Origin of the sequence: Lysinibacillus sp. NPDC056232 (genome assembly GCF_042267565.1) — a bacterium.
In the GTDB taxonomy this organism is placed as follows: Bacteria; Bacillota; Bacilli; order Bacillales_A; family Planococcaceae; genus Lysinibacillus.
Genome location: NZ_JBHJTF010000012.1, coordinates 36,214 through 53,738, shown reverse-complemented (window position 1 = coordinate 53,738; position 17,525 = coordinate 36,214). Strand labels below are relative to the sequence as shown.

Here is a 17,525-nt window from a genome sequence, read left to right as displayed (position 1 = left end):
CCTTTATACTTAAATATTTCGAGAGATTTCCTGAAAATCCTACTAAAAAAATTTAAATTTTAGTTCTGCCCTCTCATCTTACGTTGAAATAACAGGGACCCATCTCCCCTCTCAAAGGTGGGAGACTTCCGTAGCTAGGGTTTGTCTAAATGAAGATAAAAAAGTGCCTATCCGTCTTGTTAACGAGATAGATGGTTACTTTGAAATAAAGTTCGATCAAAAATACCCCACAACCAGTATTTTACGATAAATAAAAAGAATCCATTTTGAACAAAGATAGATCAAAATGGATTCTTATCCAAGAATTAATTATCAGTTTTATAAAAAAGTTTGATCATTTTCTACCTGCGTCCTTCACAATCGCGCCCTTTAATGGATATCATATTATTTTTATTATGTGGTTTTGTTGAAGAACATTGCTTAAGCGTAATTCAACATAAGCACCCGTTGGTGGCAAGATAATCCGTATAGGCAATTTTTAATGACGGTTATGGGTAGAGTAAATCCGTTAGACGTGATCTAATTCGAATACGTCAACGTGAAGGAATTAATTTAGCGAAATAGGAAAGAAAATACCGCTGAAGAGTTAAAAAGTATCTTAGGCATGCCGGGATTAACTATGTATTGAGCCGGATTAAATCAGGTTTTTGATGTGATTAGCGGAAGAGGGAAATCAAGAAGAGAATTGGATATTTTCACCAAGTTCTTTATTATTGCACAAAAACAGACACGAAGATATAATTATATTACAATTGCTATCTATCAAAAGTGCATAATAATCCTATTTTATAATTTAATTATATCGCACTGGTAAGCTCTTGTCAAATATTTTTTCTCAATATCATGGTTAGGAGAGATGCAGAATGAGTTCTTTAGTTCTTGGTTTTCAGGAAATGGATAAAACACAGCTTTTGCTCGTTGGTGGAAAAGGGTCAAATTTAGGGGAATTATCAAAAATTGAAGGAATACAAGTACCAGAAGGATTTTGTGTTACAACAGCGGGTTATCAAAAAGCCATCGAACAAAACGAAACGTTTCAAGTATTGTTGGACCAACTCTCAACGCTAAAAGCAGAGGATCGAGATCAAGTTGGTGAAATCAGCAGGAAGATTCGACAAATCATTATGGAAGTAGAAATTCCTTCCAATGTTGTAAATGCAGTTGCTCACACACTCTCTCAGCTAGGTGATGACCATGCTTATGCAGTGCGTTCTAGTGCGACAGCTGAAGATTTACCACATGCCTCTTTTGCTGGTCAACAAGACACCTATTTAAATATCATCGGCAAAGAATCCATCTTGCAGCATATTCGCAAATGTTGGGCTTCCCTATTTACGGATCGCGCGGTAATCTACCGTATGCAAAATGGATTTGACCACAGTCAAGTGTATTTATCCGTTATCATACAACGGATGGTTTTCCCACAGGCATCAGGGATTTTATTTACCGCTGATCCGATTACTTCTAACCGAAAGCTACTATCAATCAATGCCAGTTTTGGACTCGGAGAAGCACTGGTCTCCGGCTTGGTCTCTGCCGATTGTTATAAAGTACAGGAAGATAAAATTGTCGATAAAATGATAGCGACCAAGAAATTAGCTATCTATGGTCAAAAAGGAGGAGGAACAGAGACACAACAGATCGATTCGAATCAGCAAAAGACACAAACACTTACCGATCAACAGATTTTACAACTAGCACGCATCGGAAGACAGATCGAAGCTTATTTTGGTTGCCCACAAGATATCGAATGGTGTTTGGTTGATGATACATTTTATATTGTCCAGAGTCGCCCAATCACGACTCTTTTCCCCATCCCTAAAGCGAATGATCAAGAAAACCACGTCTATATATCTGTCGGTCATCAACAAATGATGACCGATCCCATGAAACCATTGGGACTGTCTTTTTTCCTGTTAACGACTTCTGCGCCCATGCGTAAAGCAGGCGGAAGGTTGTTTGTTGATGTCACGCATCAACTGGCTTCACCGGTCAGTAGAAACAATTTATTAAATGCTATGGGACAACACGATCCGCTCATGAAAGACGCACTCATGAACATCATTGAGCGTGGAGATTTTATAAAATCGTTACCTAATGATATTAAAGCACCGAGTCCCAACAGAGGCAATATAGATACGCTAGCACAAATCGAAAACAATCCATCAATCGTTTCTGAATTGATTAAGCGTAATCAAACATCCATAGAAGAGTTAAAACAAAACATCCAAACGAAATCAGGAATAGATGTATTTGATTTTATTCTAGAAGATATTCAGGAATTAAAGAAGTTTTTATCTGACCCACAAAGTTCTGCTGTATTTATGGCTGCTATAAATGCTTCAATATGGATCAATGAAAAAATGAACGAATGGTTAGGTGAAAAAAACGTAGCAGACACGCTTTCTCAATCTGTACCAAACAATATTACTTCAGAAATGGGTCTAGCACTTTTGGATGTCGCAGATATGATTCGTCCTTATCCAGAAGTAATTGCATATTTACAACACGCAAAAGATGATAACTTTTTGGATGAACTAGTTAAGTTTGATGGTGGACAGGAAGTTAGAGACGCTTTCTATGTTTTTCTCAACAAATACGGAATGCGATGTGCTGGAGAAATCGATATTACGAAAACTCGTTGGAGTGAAAAACCAATTACACTTGTCCCTATGATTCTTAACAATATCAAAAACTTGCAGCCTAATGCCAGCAATCGAAAATTTGAGCAAGGGCGACAGGAAGCTTTGAAAAAAGAACAAGGATTATTAGAGCGATTGAAGCAATTACCAGATGGTGAACAAAAAGCCAAAGAAACAAAACGAATGATCGACCTAATTCGGAATTTCATCGGCTATCGTGAATATCCAAAATACGGCATGATTAATCGCTACTTCGTTTATAAGCAGGCTTTACTGAAAGAAGCCGAACAACTCGTACAAGCCAACGTTATTCATGAAAAAGAAGATATCTACTATCTCACTTTTGAAGAACTTCGCGAAATCGTACACACCAATAAACTAGATTACCAGATCATCAGCGAACGAAAAGACGAGTACAAATTATATAAAAAACTTACTCCCCCACGTGTTATCACGTCTGATGGTGAAATCATTGTAGGTGAATACAAACGAGAAAATCTCCCAGCCAAAGCTATAGTAGGGCTCCCGGTTTCTTCCGGAGTTATAGAGGGACGGGCTCGTGTCATCTTAAACATAGAAGATGCTGATTTAGAAGATGGAGATATATTAGTCACGTCCTTTACCGACCCTAGCTGGACACCATTGTTTGTATCCATAAAAGGTCTAGTCACCGAAGTTGGTGGACTGATGACCCATGGAGCAGTTATCGCGCGTGAATATGGCTTACCAGCAGTTGTTGGGGTGGAAAATGCCATCAAACTGATAGAAGACGGGCAACAAATTCGCGTACACGGAACAGAAGGATATATTGAAATATTGTAATAACTGAATACGTCAAGTAAGAGCCTCTGTCTTAACGGACGGCAATCAATTATGCCTCGGCATAATTGCGTCCGGAATCGGCTTTGTGCTTAGGCCCCCCTCAAAGGTAGGATACTTCCGTAGCTAGCGTTTGTCTAAATGAAGATAAACAAAGTGCCTATCCGTCTTTTGACGAGATAGATGTTGATATGAAAGAAAGTTTGATCAAAAATACCTCACAAACCCGTATTTTAAGATAAATAAGAAGTACCTATTTTGAAAAAAAGATCAAAATGGGCTCTTTCTTTGTGAAGTATTGTTCAATTTTTATAAAAAATTGATCATTTCCTATCTAAGTTGTTCCACAAATCGTGCCCGATTACGGAAATTTTTATGAATGCGTAATCACTTGAGATCCTTATTATCGTAAGCTACTATTTGACCTTCCATAGCATAAAAGTTCATTGATATTTTCTGAGTCCTATTATTGAACTCAGCTTGATATTTTATGTAATCCAGATATGAACATGCTTTTACATCAAATATTCTATAAAACTCATGGGGTTCTAACCCATTTTTCAATTCAGCACATCCAACAATTAAATCCACTTCATTATTGGTGTTACGCCTCTTAACAAACCATTCGTCAAATCTAAAATCAAAGCTGTAAACCGATAATAAATTTGTTTAATTTTGTTATGAAAATATAATAGCCTTGCTACAATTTAGTGTGTAGTAAGGCTCTTTAAAGTTATTTAATTTCTATACATTTAAAAGGTCTTTGTACTTATAAATCATTAATAAAGTTGTTTAATTCTTATTGAACTAAAGCACCCGTTGAACAACTGCTATATATAATTTCTTTGTAATACTTTAAAATGCTCTTCGTATTTTTGTAACCTCTTTACATCAACTTTCGAATTTAAAAAGGGTTTTCGCTTACCTACAACCATCACGTCTTTATCGTCTAAAGGGCTTGTTAGTTTTATATATGGTTGAAAATGACTGCACTTAGTATTAGGAAGGTTAACAGACAATCTTGCGTATTCTTCAGTTGAAAATTAATTTGAGATATCTAACTCTTGAAGCCCTTTTATCCCTGAAATCGGCTCCAAAGATTCGTCTAAAACTATAATATTCGATAAACCGAGATATTTTAAATTACTAATAGTCTTAGAGGTTCAAGACTATTTAACTTCGTTGGCAAATGGCAGTAAGAAATCTAATGAAAGGAAGGAAGATTGTTTCTCCATCTCTATAATTCATTTCCTTATTTTATCTCAATGATGAAACCCTAAACTTAGGCATCTCGTTTACGGTAAAATACAATAGCTACTGTAATAAAAATCAGTGTCCATACTATTAAAATACCTGTCCCTTGCATTGGTGAAAGTGCATTTATTTCATTAGAAGAAGGCGGCATATACATATAAGATCCTGCCGTATCCGGAAAATAATTTTTAATACGAGGTAATAAATCTCTCGCCAATGGACTGACAATGAAGTAATAACCAAGCAGGACCACTAAAGCAGGGGTGGTTCGTCTGAGTAAAGCACCTACAGCTGCACTGAGAAGGGTGGTTAATGTTAGATAGCCGGTTGCACCTACTAAAGTTTTTATCATAGCGTCTATTTCAATCACTAATGCTGTGTCTCTCATCATAATAAAAGCATATAGTACACCTGATGCAGCAATAATAAACGCCATAGGAATGGTTACAATTGCCAAAGCTAAATGCTTCGTGGATAGTTGAAACTCACGCCAAGGGATCGTAGTTAAAGTAGTTCGAATCTGTCCACCCGTATACTCTGAACAAGTAGCTAAGATACCTAGAATAATGAACCCTGCTTGAAGATATCCCATAGAAGCAAGTCCTATTTTCAGTATACTTTGCGTTCCTGCTGCCCCTTGTAGACCAGCAGAAGTAAAAGCTGCTGCTAAAACTAAATTTAGAATGAATGTCCCCATAAGAGTGAGCCATACCAATGGTAATGTAACTAATTTTTCCAGTTCAGCACCAAGGATTAGTGTTATCTTTCTACTAGAAGAGACACTCATGATGTAACGTCCCTCCTATGGAATACAATGGCTGCGACAATGAAAAGAACAGCTACCCAAGCAAACATGATTAAACCACCTGTGAATGGGGTGTGAAAACTGTCGCTCGTAAACATAAACATGTCAGAGCCAGCCTTATCTGGTAAGTAAAACGCTAATTTTGTAACCTTAGTAAGGAGGTAAGAGACTGTCACAACAGATGAATTTATCATGAGCACAGCAAGCGGGATAATGCCATTCTTAGTTAGAACCGTAATCCCAAATGCTAAAAGAGCAGTAAATATCCAGTAACAAACCGCGCCGATCAGTCTAGATGCTTCAAATGCAGGGGCGTATTCACCAAGAATAAGATTTGTTGCTGACACAGTTGTTAGAATAGCAACAATGGAAAGCAGTATGCTGATCACTGTCACTGCACTTGCTTTTGCCAGCAAAAAGTGGAAACGGGATGAAACAACGGTTAAACTCGTTGTAATCTGATTCCCTCCACCAGATTCACTGCTCTCTGTCAAATACTCACTGCTGACAGCAAGCACACCAAGAATAATGACACCTTGCACACCAAGACCTAAACCAATATAGCCAACTTCCGATAGACGTGTGCTAACTCCAGCTATAATCTCCTCTTTTTGTGCTGTACTGTCCAAGGCAGCAATGACCGCTGGGGCAATTGCTCCAATAAGAAAGGCAAGCCAAATACCCGGCAGGGAGAACAATTTAGATAGTTCTGCGTTGAATGCTCTCATACAACATCACCTGCATTTTCAGATGTCAGGGCAAAAAAGGCTTCCTCCAGCGTGGAATGATTCCCTATTACTTCTTTCAATGTTCCATTTGCAACGATTTTTCCATGATTAATAATCACCACATCATCAATAGTCTCTTCAAGCTCTCCCATTAGATGACTGGATAGTAACACCGTGTTTCCAGACTCAGCGCGTTCACGTAAAAATGTCCGAATCCACCGAATTCCTTCTGGGTCGAGCCCGTTTACAGGTTCATCTAAAACCAATATTTTTGGATCCCCAAGTAGTGCCGCTGCCATTCCAAGTCTTCTCCCCATACCCAGGGAATAATTCCCAATTCTTTTACCAGCTACATTCGTAAGACCTACTATTTCCAGAACTTCCTCGACACGTGAGCGAGATAATCCTGAGGCACGAGCAATCCAACGCAAATGTGCTCGTCCTGTTCGCATACGATGAGCTCCAAATCCATCAAGTGCGGCACCTACGGTTGCTAGAGGATTATGTAATTCTGCAAATGGCTTTCCATTAATTAGTGCACTCCCTGAGGTGGCACGATCTAATCCAAGCAGGATGCGAAGTGTTGAACTTTTCCCTGCCCCATTTGGACCTAAAAAACCAGTTACTCTACCTGGTCTAGCTTTAAAACTGATACCTGATAAGATTTCTTGAGTTCCGCGATGTTTGACTAAGTTATTAATTGTAAGCAACCACAACACTCCCTTTCTGTTATGGTTCTAATTATAAAAAAGCAAAGTTACATCTCGGTTATCTTGTTGTTTACTTCTGGGTTAACTTTAGGTTAAGCTCTACCAATAGCTACTCTTGTACCATTTTCATTTGATGTAAAGTCAGCTTTCAGCTTCATTTTTTTCAACATATAATTTGAAGCCGATAAACCAATCCCCGCCCCACCCTCATAGGAAGAGTTATCCATACCTGGACCTCTGTCTGCAACAATGATCTGTTCTTTTTCTACATCAACCACAATGTTTGTATATTTTCCCTCTGCTGCATGGCGATGAATATTCTGAAATAAATTATCCAGAACTCGTGTCATCCATTTAGGATCTGCTTCCCAATAAAAAGTCTTCTCTGTCGGTAAATCAACATCTAACTGAATTTCTTTTTCTTCAAATGCAGGATACCACTCAGCGACAGATGCTCTTACTAATCGTACAATATCTGTTGAAGTGGGATGAAAAGGATGTTTCCCTGATGTAAGCAATGTATAGGAAAGTAAATCATCCATTAGATCTCCGACTCTTGTAATCGTATGGTTCATCTCCGCTAATGAGTCTTGCCCTTCAAAACTCATTGATTCTTTATTTAATCTGGTGATACGTCCTCTCAAAATGGTAAGTGGCGTTCGTAAGTCGTGAGATAAATTCGCGATGAGTCGATGGCGTAATAATTCCTCTTCATATTCTCGCCTTCTACTGTCTTCAAGCTGCTGAATCATCCAATTAAAAGAACTTCCTAACTGGTCTATTTCATCCATACGATCCGTTTGAACAGATATTGGTTTAGGAAATGAATTATTATTAGCTGAAAATGACATGACTTCCTGTAAGCGGGTGAGACGTTTACGAAGTCTCAAGAAGAACAGCCAAGATATTACAACAAATGCGACAATAATAAAACCAAACAAAAGTACGGTAAAGTAAAACAGATTTAACATATTCATTTCTTTTTCATTGCTAACAGGAACGAACGAAGTGAAGAAAATAAGCACAAGAAGAGGAAAAAAGATAAATAGAAAATGCACTTTTAGAAAACGACGAAATAATGATCTATTCTGTTTCATAGTTTCACCCGATAGCCTATTCCCTTCAACGTTTCAATAATTCCTGGGGAATCTGGATGACGTTCCAACTTTTGACGCAATCGATGGATATGCACCATTATTGTTTTATCACCAGTAATATAAGCTTCTTGCCAAATGGCTTCATAGATTTGTTCTTTGGGTAAAACCTGATTAGGATGGCGTAAGAAGTACATTAATATTTGATGTTGTTTACCTGTTAATATAATTTCTTCACCTGTGCGTTTGTCGTATACCATTTGAACTTCTGGATCTACTTCAATATCATTTCCTAATGAAATGCGCTCGGAATGTGTTCCACCACTTCGACGGATTAATACTTCTAATCTTGCAACTAATTCATCCGTATGGAAGGGTTTCGTTAAATAGTCATCAGCAAATTTTAAACCATCTACTTTATCTTCTATCGATGTTCGAGCAGATAACAGCAATATAGGAACGGCAGGAGCTGCCTTCTTTAATCGTTTTCCCACAGTAAATCCGTCTAACCCGGGTAGCATGATATCCAAAATAACTAATTCATGCTGATTTACTTCTCTTTCGGCTCCTTCACCTGAAAGCAGCCATTGAACTGAAAACCCTCGCTGTTCCAATTCTTCTTTTACCCAACTGCCTATTTTCTCATTATCTTCAATATATAATACACTTCTTTTCAAGTAACATCCCTCTCTAAATTTCAAAAATTTGATACTATTATAGTCTTTATGTGTTTGATATAATTATCAAAAGCTCTTAAATAATTATATTCATTATCATGATTTATTTGAGATAACTGCTGTTTGAATTAGCGAAGTCTTGTATTTTATCTATCTTACTCATAACGAGCAAATTTACTCCCAATAAATTCCATACAAACAAATAAAAAAGACAAAAAATGGATTCTTTTCTTATGAATTAGTGTACATTTTTTATTAAAAAAGTTTGATCATTTTATTGCCGTAACCTTCCACAACTTGATTGTTTCAAATTTTTGCTGATCTTTTGCCATTCACGTACTTCAGTGAAATGCTGTGCCAATTGATTCGCCTGGGTAGTTACACTTTCAGGATATGCAAGAACCTCCAACAGTTTAATGGCGTTCCTTGTCATTGAAGGTCCGTCATGAACTTTATAATCAAATAATACTTTTCCATTTTCAATCGTTTCCCTGAAATGATAATTGCTATACAACTCACCTGCAATTTCTGTAAGCTCAATATCATGTGCAACAATGATAGTCATGCCTTGATTTACAGATAGCCATTCCACGATTGTAGCTGATGCTGAAATTCTTTCAATCGTATTTGTTCCTTTCAAAATCTCGTCAATAAATGAGATTTTCGGTTTCTTTTCTTTACTAAGTCTAATTATCCTTTTTAAGGATTTAATTTCGGCAATAAAATAACTATCCCCCTCCAATACACTATCCTGAATTGCCATAGATGTGACAAGATAACTTGGTTTCATGGTCCATATTTTTGCCAAAACAGTGTTAGTAGTTTGGGCCAAAATAGCATTAATGGCTATAGCTTCTTTCGATTTCTTGTTAAAAAGTGATATATAATGAGAAAAATTGCAACTATAACAATTAATATTACTGGATTCTCCATCTACCCGTTCCTCGTCCCTCTTTAATCCACTTATCGATTTTAGATGTTCTTTTTCTTTTCTACACAAAAACACCCCTTTAGATAATCATATCCAAAGGGGTAAAGGGTCGCAACTTTTTTATAAACGTCGCGATTTTATTTCAAATCTACAATAGACACTTTTTCATTATTTTATAGGCCACATTTTAACTGTGCAGCACAGTTTGTACAAGTATTACAGCCACCGATTTCCTCTACAGTTCCTTTGCGGCATACAGGGCAAGTATTCCCTACATCCGAACCGATAACTGTTGTCGATTCTAACGCTTGAATCGTATCTACTAATACAACCGGACGCTTCGTTGGTACTTCTACTAATTCTTCCTCGAATGATAGTTGATCCATATCATTTTCTTCAGCTTTTAGTGTCAGTACTTGTGAATCACGGCTACCATCTACATAGACCGTACCACCTTTAGCGCCGCCTTTATATAAGCGCTCATATACTTGTTCAACTTGTTGTACTGTATAACCTTTTGGTGCGTTTACAGTTTTTGAAATAGATGAATCAATCCATTTTTGGATGATACATTGTACATCAGCATGCGCCTCTGGTTTTAACTCCATCGCCGTAACGAACCATTCAGGAAGGTCATTCTCATTTGCTTCTGGATGACGTTCTAAATATTCTTGTACGATTTCTGCTTTTACCTCGATGAATTTACCTAGACGACCTGAGCGGTAATATGTGAACGAGAAGTATGGCTCAAGACCAGTTGCCACGCCAACCATCGTACCAGTAGAACCAGTTGGAGCTACTGTCAGTAAATGCGAGTTGCGAATACCTGTTGCTAAAATTTGCTCTTTAATGTGTGCAGGCATTTTTTGCATAAAGCCTGTTTCAGTAAATGCTTTACGTAAACGTGCTGTCTCTTCCTCAGTTGCTCCTACAAGGAATGGGAAGCTACCGCGTTCTTTGGCAAGCTCTGTTGACGCCTCATACGCAGTTTCAGCAATCGTTTTAAAGATTTCATCGACTAGCTCATTACCAGCTTCTGAGCCATATTCTTTCTCACAATAAATTAGTAAGTCCGCTAAGCCCATTACGCCTAAGCCAACACGACGCTCACCAAGAGCTTGTACACGGTTTTCTTCTAAGAAGTATGGTGTTGCATCAATAACATTATCCTGCATACGAACACCAACACGAACTGTTTCACGTAGTGCTTCGAAATCAATTGTTTGATCTTCTTTATTTGCAAACTGCGCCAAGTTCACAGCTGCTAAGTTACACACAGAATATGGTGCAAGTGGTTGTTCCAATTATTGTTATCCTAAAGGCTTTTTATCCTCTAGTTCTTACAGTTCAATTCCTGTAAGTTCAGCATACATTTTCATTACACACTTTTTCATAAACCTAAGTAGTTCTTTTCTTCCTCTATCTTCCCCAAAAATTGATTTTGAAATCACTCTAAAATCTTTAACCCCAAATTCTTGATAAATCTTTTCGATTAATGGTTGGAGAGTTGATTTTATTTTATTAAAGGGGATTGCAGTTATAATTTCTTCATTATCGATTGCCCATTGAATTACTGTCCGTTTAATTTCTTGATGAATTTTCGCTCGCTTATCAACATAAGTTTGTGTGGCAACTTGAATATTTGAATATCCAGCACATGATTGAGTACAAAACAATTTTGATGAAGAAACAATCACTTCAAAGTTGCTCCCACAACTCTTACAGATTCTTTGTTCCCTAGGTTTCTTTTGCTTACCCTTTTGAGCCAGGCCAGATTTTCTTAAACCTTCAATCATCCTTGCTTTTGCTGGACTATTAGATTCCCACAATCGCTTTGTATGCTGTCCAATTATTTTTTTAGTTTGCTCATTATGTCGCTGATTGAAATGGCCATTATACTTACCATAACTAGCTTTGTTTATTGTCGTATTTTTAGATTCTATCCATTCTGTTATCGTAGAAGTTAACGAAAATGGTACAAGCTTATACATTTCGAGCAATTCTTCATAAGAAATTAATTCGCAATCAATATCATAAGTTGTTTCAATAGCCTTTAAAGCTTCAAGAGCTTTTTCTTTCGCTATAATATCGCGAGACTTAATTTCAACAATCTTTATAATATCACCGTTATCATTATAGAAGAAAAAATCAGGTTTATAAAATTTAAATCCTATATTAAATACTTTGTCTTCATAGCCCCAAGAAATGGAATGATAATCTAGAAATTTGGCGTATGCATACTCATATGAACTTCTTAAATAATATGATTTATAAAAACCTGCATAACCTCTGTTCATTTGATCACAGCCTTACTTTAATTAGGCTAGTATTTATTATATTGTGTAATGTTGCGGTCTCGTGCCCGGATTATAGTCTACTAGGTAGGATCACCGGGTATGCGTTGCCCCTGACTTAAGTTTTACCTTTAGCCTTCGGTTCGGATTAGCATCTCAGCCTTCCCGCTTTATCCCGCAATTTTTAACGTGAGGCGAAGTCCACCACACGGATTTGTCGCAACAACGCTTTGACCATAAGCTTTTGCATTTGTCATGTCATTGGCGTTGTCGATGAAGAAAATACCTGGCTCTGCAGAGTATGTTGCACAAACGTTGATTAAATTCCATAATTCCTTCGCTTTAATCGTGCGGTAAGTGCGTACTTTATAGCCCATTTTCTCCCATTCGCGCACATCTCCAACTTTATGCCATTCACTGTTGTAAATAGCCATTTCTTCTTTTGTATATTCTTCAACAGCTGGGAAACGAAGCTCAAAGTCAGCGTCATTTTCTACAGCTTGCATAAATTCTTTTGTTAATGTTACAGAAATATTTGCACCAGTTAAAAACTCTTGATTGTGAACAGTATAAGTACCACCATCACGAAGTTTGTTTTCTGCTTCACGAATAATAGCCGTATCAAAACCGCCTAAGCCTTCGATACCTTTATAGTTAACAATACCTTGGTACATAGCTTCCTCTTGAGATGAAAGAGGCTTAAAGTTTAATTTTTCTTTTGCTAGACGAATAATTGAATTATCCGTTGTATTTTCGATTAGGTATCGAAGAATACGTGGATTTTGCATTTTCGAAATAATAAATTCCACGATATCAGGATGCCAATCCGCCAGCATAATCATTTGGGCCGATTTCTTACGCGGGTTCGCTACACCCACTCTCTATGTCACCATAGAAGTTGAGACCATATCTTACATCTATTAGATGTCCTCGCACTTCGGAGTGGCTTCACTCCTACTCTACTCACTTCCGCTAACTTAGCGTGCTTTCGATGGTCGTTGAACCTTCCTCTCTGAAAGAGGCTTGGCTGCTGATTGTCTTTATCCCACTGCTATTTTTAAGCATTCACGCTTACCGTTTCCAGTTACGTTGTAGCTAGCAGTGCATTTATAATGCGTTTTTTAACATTTTCAAAATCATTTTTTATCTCATCTTCCCAGAAACGGAGTAAAGTGTACCCGTGAGCCGCTGCAATTCGATTTTTTTCAATATCCCTGGCTTTTATCCTCTTTTGAACTTCATAAAAAGAGGTATAAAATTTTGGATTCCCATGCCAAAAATCGCCATCACACTCAATTAGAATATTTGTCCCTAATAGTAGAAAATCAAATTGTGCTCCTTCAAAGATGAAGGAATATTTGTAGGGAATTGATTGTTCAACTAAGAAATGCTCTAAAGCTCTTTCAATACTAGTTTTTCTAAATGTTTCCCTCTCTATTTGCTTTAATGCAGCTTGTCGAATCTTTTCGATGGTTTCTTTACTATAAACCCCTGTCTTACCGCTATTCCATGAAGGAGTTCCATTTGTTTTTCTAGTTTTAGCTGTTTTAGAAATGATATTTTCAAAATGAATCTTCTTTTGTTCATCCGACATTTCATTATGCCATTTTCCTGTATTTTGTGATCGAAGCCTACTCGCACACTCTTTACTACAAGTTTTAGTCTGCCGATGTTTTTCATCGAATAGTTTTCCACAAATTACACAAGTTAAAGGCTCACCTTTTCCTCTACAGCTACTACTACAAAATTGATTGGGAATACCTCGCCTCAATTTAACTTTTTTATTACATAAAATATATTGGCAGGTCACCATTTCTACTGGATAAAAATAAGATATTAAATAATTATCTAATGTTAAATTATGCTCATTTTTCAAATGAGACGTAAACCATCCTTGTTTATTATGATTTATTGTAAAACCACATATTAAACATGTCTGTGGCTGTTTCGCATCATAAACATCCATATTTCCCACCTCGATTAAAGTGACAATATTTCCGTTAAAGAGTTCCCAGCAATTCACGAGGTTTGTTTACGCAGAAGCACCTAGATTATGCTTACCTCTGCGGCTACCACCTTGTTCAACAAGATGAGTCAGCTTCGCAATATCATCTAACCATGACACGGAACCAGATGATTTACCATTTACACCACGTGCTAAAGTGTTACGTGGACGCAATGTCGAACCATTTGTCCCTACACCACCACCGCGGCTCATAATTTCCATTACTTGCTTACGGTGATCACTAATTCCTTCACGTGAATCTGCTACAAATGGCATTACATAACAGTTGAAGAAAGTTACATCTGTTTCAGATCCTGCTCCGTAAATAACTCGTCCAGCTGGAATGAATTTTAATGATACTAACTGCTCATAAAACTTTTCAAACCATTCTTGGCGTTTCTCTAGTGTTTTTTCAACAGCAGCAAGTCCTGTTGCATTTCGTTTTGCGATTTGTTCATAAAATATTTCAAGAGGCTTTTCTAGCACGTCAATTGAACGCGTTATCACACCCGTTTCTTGTTCTTTCGGATCATCTAAAGCACTACGGTAATCTTCCTGAATCAAAATTTCTGCTGTTTTCGTAGACATATCAAGCTTTTGGATTGTCCCTAAACCACGTGCAGGGAATTTTGGATCTGACTTCACTGTTAATACGACGAAATCACCAGCTTTTAACGTTTTCTTCTCCGTATCCTTAAACGAGTAGCGATCGATCATCACAAGTCTTGATACACCTTTATGCGTAATGTGCATATCAGGTGTTACAGGATGAACCTGTGGAAATTGTTCAATATCTTTGTTTAACTGTTCAAATTTGTTTACTTCGGGTTGATGATTTGTAAGTACCATCGTTTTGCCTCCCTTGTTTTCTGCATTACAATAATAAATACACAATATCACGTGTCGTTAAACACTACATATTGTGTATGTTTCTTTAAAAAAGATACTATATATAGTTTTTTAATTCAACACTTGCAATTTCGAATAGAATCCGAACCACTTGTTATTACAAGGGTTGAACGATAAAAAATATTTTTCTTATACTATTTCAGGAATGCCGATCAACCATTTTTATCCATTCAACTTTTATTAGAAGATGTCGATTTACGTTACGGGCTACTGCTTTCCTGCGGGAGTCAAGTAGCCCTTCACTACAATCAGCTAAAAACAGGCATTTATAAGCAAAATATCAACAAAAAAAATCCTTTTATCGCTTACTAACAAAACAATATTTAATACTATTTCTTGTTATTTTTTGAAGTTCCAATCATCACATGCATATTTTTTTTCTTCAAGTGCATGCACATATTCTAATTGCTCCTCAGAAAGTGTAAATGGTTTTAAATCAATTTGCAACGATTTTGCAAAACCATCTCTAAAAGCTGTCACACATTGTTCAATAGTCACGGGTTCTTTAACAAGGTTATTGATAGCAACCGCTTTCTCAGGCATCTTTCTACGCATACGTGCCTTCGCCTCTTCACTTGAAAAATTGAAAACAGACAATAATTTCTCTTGATCTAAATCTAGTAAAATGGCTCCGTGCTGTAAAATAACACCTTTTTGACGAGTTTGTGCACTACCTGCTACTTTTTTACCTTCTACTACAAGCTCATACCAGCTTGGCGCATCAAAGCAAACTGCACTTTTAGGTTTCTTTAAATCCGCTCTTTGTTCTTCGGTATTAGGCACACTAAAATAAGCATCCATACCTAGATTATGAAAACCTTGCAATATCCCTTCACTTAACACTCTATATGCCTCTGTCACTGATTCAGGCATATCTGGATAGCTTTCTGAAACAATGACGCTATATGTCAACTCATGTTCATGTAAAACGGCTCTACCACCTGTTGGTCGACGAACAAAGCCTAAACCTTGTTCTTGCACAGCCTCGAAATTAATATCTCTTTTCGCCTGCTGAAAATAGCCAATCGAAAGTGTTGCTGGCTCCCACTCATAAAAACGAATGACTGGTGGAATTAAACCTTCACTATGCCAATCAAGTAATGCCTCATCTAAAGCCATATTAAAAGAAGGGCTACATTTCCCTGAATTTAGAAAATACCAAGTTGTCATATTTTCATCTCCTACAAATATTTAATTGAACATTAGCTAACGTGTACAAAAATAAGTCTCATCACCATAACGTGGGGTTGATTTCCGTTCCGGCTGGGCGCTTTCCTGGGGGCGTCGGGCCAACAGATGTTTTTTGTGCGAAAGGGTAGTGCTAACGTAGCGACAGCGACATGAGGTTGGTCACGAAGGCGTTATCACAGGATGTGATGCTTTTACCCTTCGTTCCTCTATCGCTGATCCCCAAGGAGTCGCCCTGCCTTCACTCCAATCAACCTATATATGGCATACGTTTTAACAAATGTCATCCTTCTCTAGATGATGAGCAAAAAACAATACTTCTCAAAATTTTGACACTCTGCGTTTAGTTCTATTCTTTATTGAAGTAATCATCCACCCAAGTCTATGAATGTAGTGGAATGATTCTGTGACCTTTCACTAATAACATCCATAAATAAAGATAGATTAATTCTAGCCACAATCTAATTAATTTTATCAAACTCATTGGACTATCGCTAGCGCATCTTTTATAATAATAAAGAAGATAGAAAGGGGTAAGAAATTTTGTTGAACATACTTATCACAATCGGTGTAATTTTAGTAGTCGTAATTGCATATATCGGCATCAATGCCCTACGACTAAAAAAGGCCGTAACAAACCTAACACAAGAACAATTTATTGAAGGCTATCGTAAAGCACAGCTTATCGATGTACGTGAGCAAAAAGAATTTGATGCAGGCCACATTCTAGGCGCACGAAATGTTCCTTCAACAACTCTACGTCAACGTCACAAAGAAATTCGCCCAGATTTACCAGTATATTTATACTGTCAAAATACAGGCCGTAGCTCACGTGCTGCTTTATTTCTTAAAAAACGTGGCTACAACCAAATTTACCAACTTCAAGGTGGCTTCCGTACTTGGACAGGTAAAATAAAGACAAAAAAATAATAGTAAAAAATCGTTAAGGCATTAGTGACTACTATATATAAATTTACTCACGGAAACTAAGTAAATTAATATATCTCTACTTCACTTTGTTTAACACAAAGAGAAACCATCTCAAATGACTATGAGATGGTTTCTTTTTTGCAAAAAATTCTGAGTTTCTACTATATTATATTTATTGTTTAACGTCTGACAACTTATTTCTTGCTCTCCAAGTTCTTGATCATACATGGGACAGAAAAAAGTAGAACGAGAGGCAATATACTGCCCACACCACATTCACTTTCCATTACCAAAATTCTAACCGTATCCCTCACTCGTTCCTCGCCTCTTTTACCCCTTTATACCAAACATTAAATATTATCCATATTTTAACGTATGTCTAAAAATACTATTTTTCGTAAAGTTTTTACCTAGACGAACTCCAATCTTCTTTTTTTTCGATACTGACTGAAATTTATCCTTGAATAATTATGGTAGCACTGATAGGATGTATAATATCTTAAAACAATGTCATTAAGACATACAATACAAGCTATGAA

The 17,525-nt window shown here is 37.0% G+C and carries 11 protein-coding genes and 3 pseudogenes; 2 read left to right on the top strand and 12 right to left on the bottom strand.

What is annotated here, in order from left to right; translation table 11 throughout:
• Window positions 1-863: 863 nt before the first annotated feature.
• Window positions 864-3,464, top strand: a complete 2,601-nt coding sequence (ppsA, locus tag ACFCYJ_RS11330; RefSeq protein WP_376074080.1) for a phosphoenolpyruvate synthase — start codon at window positions 864-866, stop codon at window positions 3,462-3,464.
• A gap of 1,279 nt (window positions 3,465-4,743) precedes the next feature.
• On the opposite strand, the gene ACFCYJ_RS11325 is transcribed toward ppsA, so the two are convergent.
• The 12 genes and pseudogenes from ACFCYJ_RS11325 to ACFCYJ_RS11270 all read right to left on the bottom strand — a co-directional run bounded on the left by ACFCYJ_RS11325 (window position 4,744) and on the right by ACFCYJ_RS11270 (window position 16,038).
• Window positions 4,744-5,412 (bottom strand): ABC transporter permease, encoded by a 669-nt coding sequence (locus ACFCYJ_RS11325; RefSeq protein ID WP_376074079.1) that lies wholly within the window; start codon window positions 5,410-5,412, stop codon window positions 4,744-4,746.
• A gap of 86 nt (window positions 5,413-5,498) precedes the next feature.
• On the bottom strand, window positions 5,499-6,248 hold the full coding sequence (locus tag ACFCYJ_RS11320; protein WP_376074078.1) for an ABC transporter permease: 750 nt from the start codon (window positions 6,246-6,248) through the stop codon (window positions 5,499-5,501).
• Window positions 6,245-6,967 carry an ABC transporter ATP-binding protein gene (locus tag ACFCYJ_RS11315; RefSeq protein ID WP_483869480.1) on the bottom strand — a complete coding sequence of 241 codons (723 nt, stop codon included), beginning with the start codon at window positions 6,965-6,967 and terminating at the stop codon, window positions 6,245-6,247. The genes ACFCYJ_RS11320 and ACFCYJ_RS11315 overlap by 4 nt, the downstream gene beginning before the upstream one ends.
• An 83-nt stretch (window positions 6,968-7,050) precedes the next feature.
• A complete protein-coding gene (locus ACFCYJ_RS11310) occupies window positions 7,051-8,055 on the bottom strand; it encodes a sensor histidine kinase (protein ID WP_376074076.1) in 1,005 nt (334 codons plus the stop codon).
• Window positions 8,052-8,729, bottom strand: a complete 678-nt coding sequence (locus ACFCYJ_RS11305) for a response regulator transcription factor (RefSeq protein ID WP_283871620.1) — start codon at window positions 8,727-8,729, stop codon at window positions 8,052-8,054. Before ACFCYJ_RS11305 ends, ACFCYJ_RS11310 begins: the two co-directional genes overlap by 4 nt.
• Before the next feature lie 274 nt (window positions 8,730-9,003).
• Window positions 9,004-9,729, bottom strand: a complete 726-nt coding sequence (locus tag ACFCYJ_RS11300; RefSeq protein WP_376074075.1) for a MutS-related protein — start codon at window positions 9,727-9,729, stop codon at window positions 9,004-9,006.
• A gap of 104 nt (window positions 9,730-9,833) precedes the next feature.
• A pseudogene (locus ACFCYJ_RS11295) lies at window positions 9,834-10,961 on the bottom strand (vitamin B12-dependent ribonucleotide reductase); the annotation flags it as partial.
• Between the two features lie 39 nt (window positions 10,962-11,000).
• Window positions 11,001-11,957 carry a restriction endonuclease gene (locus tag ACFCYJ_RS11290; RefSeq protein ID WP_376074074.1) on the bottom strand — a complete coding sequence of 319 codons (957 nt, stop codon included), beginning with the start codon at window positions 11,955-11,957 and terminating at the stop codon, window positions 11,001-11,003.
• A 200-nt stretch (window positions 11,958-12,157) separates the two neighbouring features.
• Window positions 12,158-12,832 (bottom strand): annotated as a pseudogene (locus ACFCYJ_RS11285) (hypothetical protein); the annotation flags it as partial.
• A gap of 206 nt (window positions 12,833-13,038) precedes the next feature.
• Window positions 13,039-13,920, bottom strand: a complete 882-nt coding sequence (locus ACFCYJ_RS11280; RefSeq protein ID WP_376074073.1) for an endonuclease domain-containing protein — start codon at window positions 13,918-13,920, stop codon at window positions 13,039-13,041.
• Window positions 13,921-14,013: 93 nt separating this feature from the next.
• Window positions 14,014-14,808: pseudogene (locus ACFCYJ_RS11275) on the bottom strand (ribonucleotide reductase N-terminal alpha domain-containing protein); the annotation flags it as partial.
• A gap of 399 nt (window positions 14,809-15,207) precedes the next feature.
• Window positions 15,208-16,038, bottom strand: coding sequence for a lipoate--protein ligase family protein (locus ACFCYJ_RS11270; protein WP_323647118.1), 831 nt, complete (start codon window positions 16,036-16,038; stop codon window positions 15,208-15,210).
• 564 nt (window positions 16,039-16,602) lie between these two features.
• On the opposite strand from ACFCYJ_RS11270, the gene ACFCYJ_RS11265 reads away from it, so the two are divergent.
• Complete coding sequence (locus ACFCYJ_RS11265) at window positions 16,603-16,986, top strand: rhodanese-like domain-containing protein (RefSeq protein WP_376074129.1); 384 nt, start codon at window positions 16,603-16,605, stop codon at window positions 16,984-16,986.
• Window positions 16,987-17,525 lie beyond the last annotated feature (539 nt).

What these genes read in the sequence shown, in the direction of transcription:
- ppsA (WP_376074080.1), top strand. Translation starts at nt 864, where the DNA reads ATGAGTTCTTTAGTTCTTGGTTTTCAGGAAATGGATAAAACACAGCTT.
- ACFCYJ_RS11325 (WP_376074079.1), bottom strand. Translation starts at nt 5,412, where the DNA reads ATGGGGACATTCATTCTAAATTTAGTTTTAGCAGCAGCTTTTACTTCT.
- ACFCYJ_RS11320 (WP_376074078.1), bottom strand. Translation starts at nt 6,248, where the DNA reads ATGAGAGCATTCAACGCAGAACTATCTAAATTGTTCTCCCTGCCGGGT.
- ACFCYJ_RS11310 (WP_376074076.1), bottom strand. Translation starts at nt 8,055, where the DNA reads ATGAAACAGAATAGATCATTATTTCGTCGTTTTCTAAAAGTGCATTTT.
- ACFCYJ_RS11290 (WP_376074074.1), bottom strand. Translation starts at nt 11,957, where the DNA reads ATGAACAGAGGTTATGCAGGTTTTTATAAATCATATTATTTAAGAAGT.
- ACFCYJ_RS11280 (WP_376074073.1), bottom strand. Translation starts at nt 13,920, where the DNA reads ATGGATGTTTATGATGCGAAACAGCCACAGACATGTTTAATATGTGGT.
- ACFCYJ_RS11270 (WP_323647118.1), bottom strand. Translation starts at nt 16,038, where the DNA reads ATGACAACTTGGTATTTTCTAAATTCAGGGAAATGTAGCCCTTCTTTT.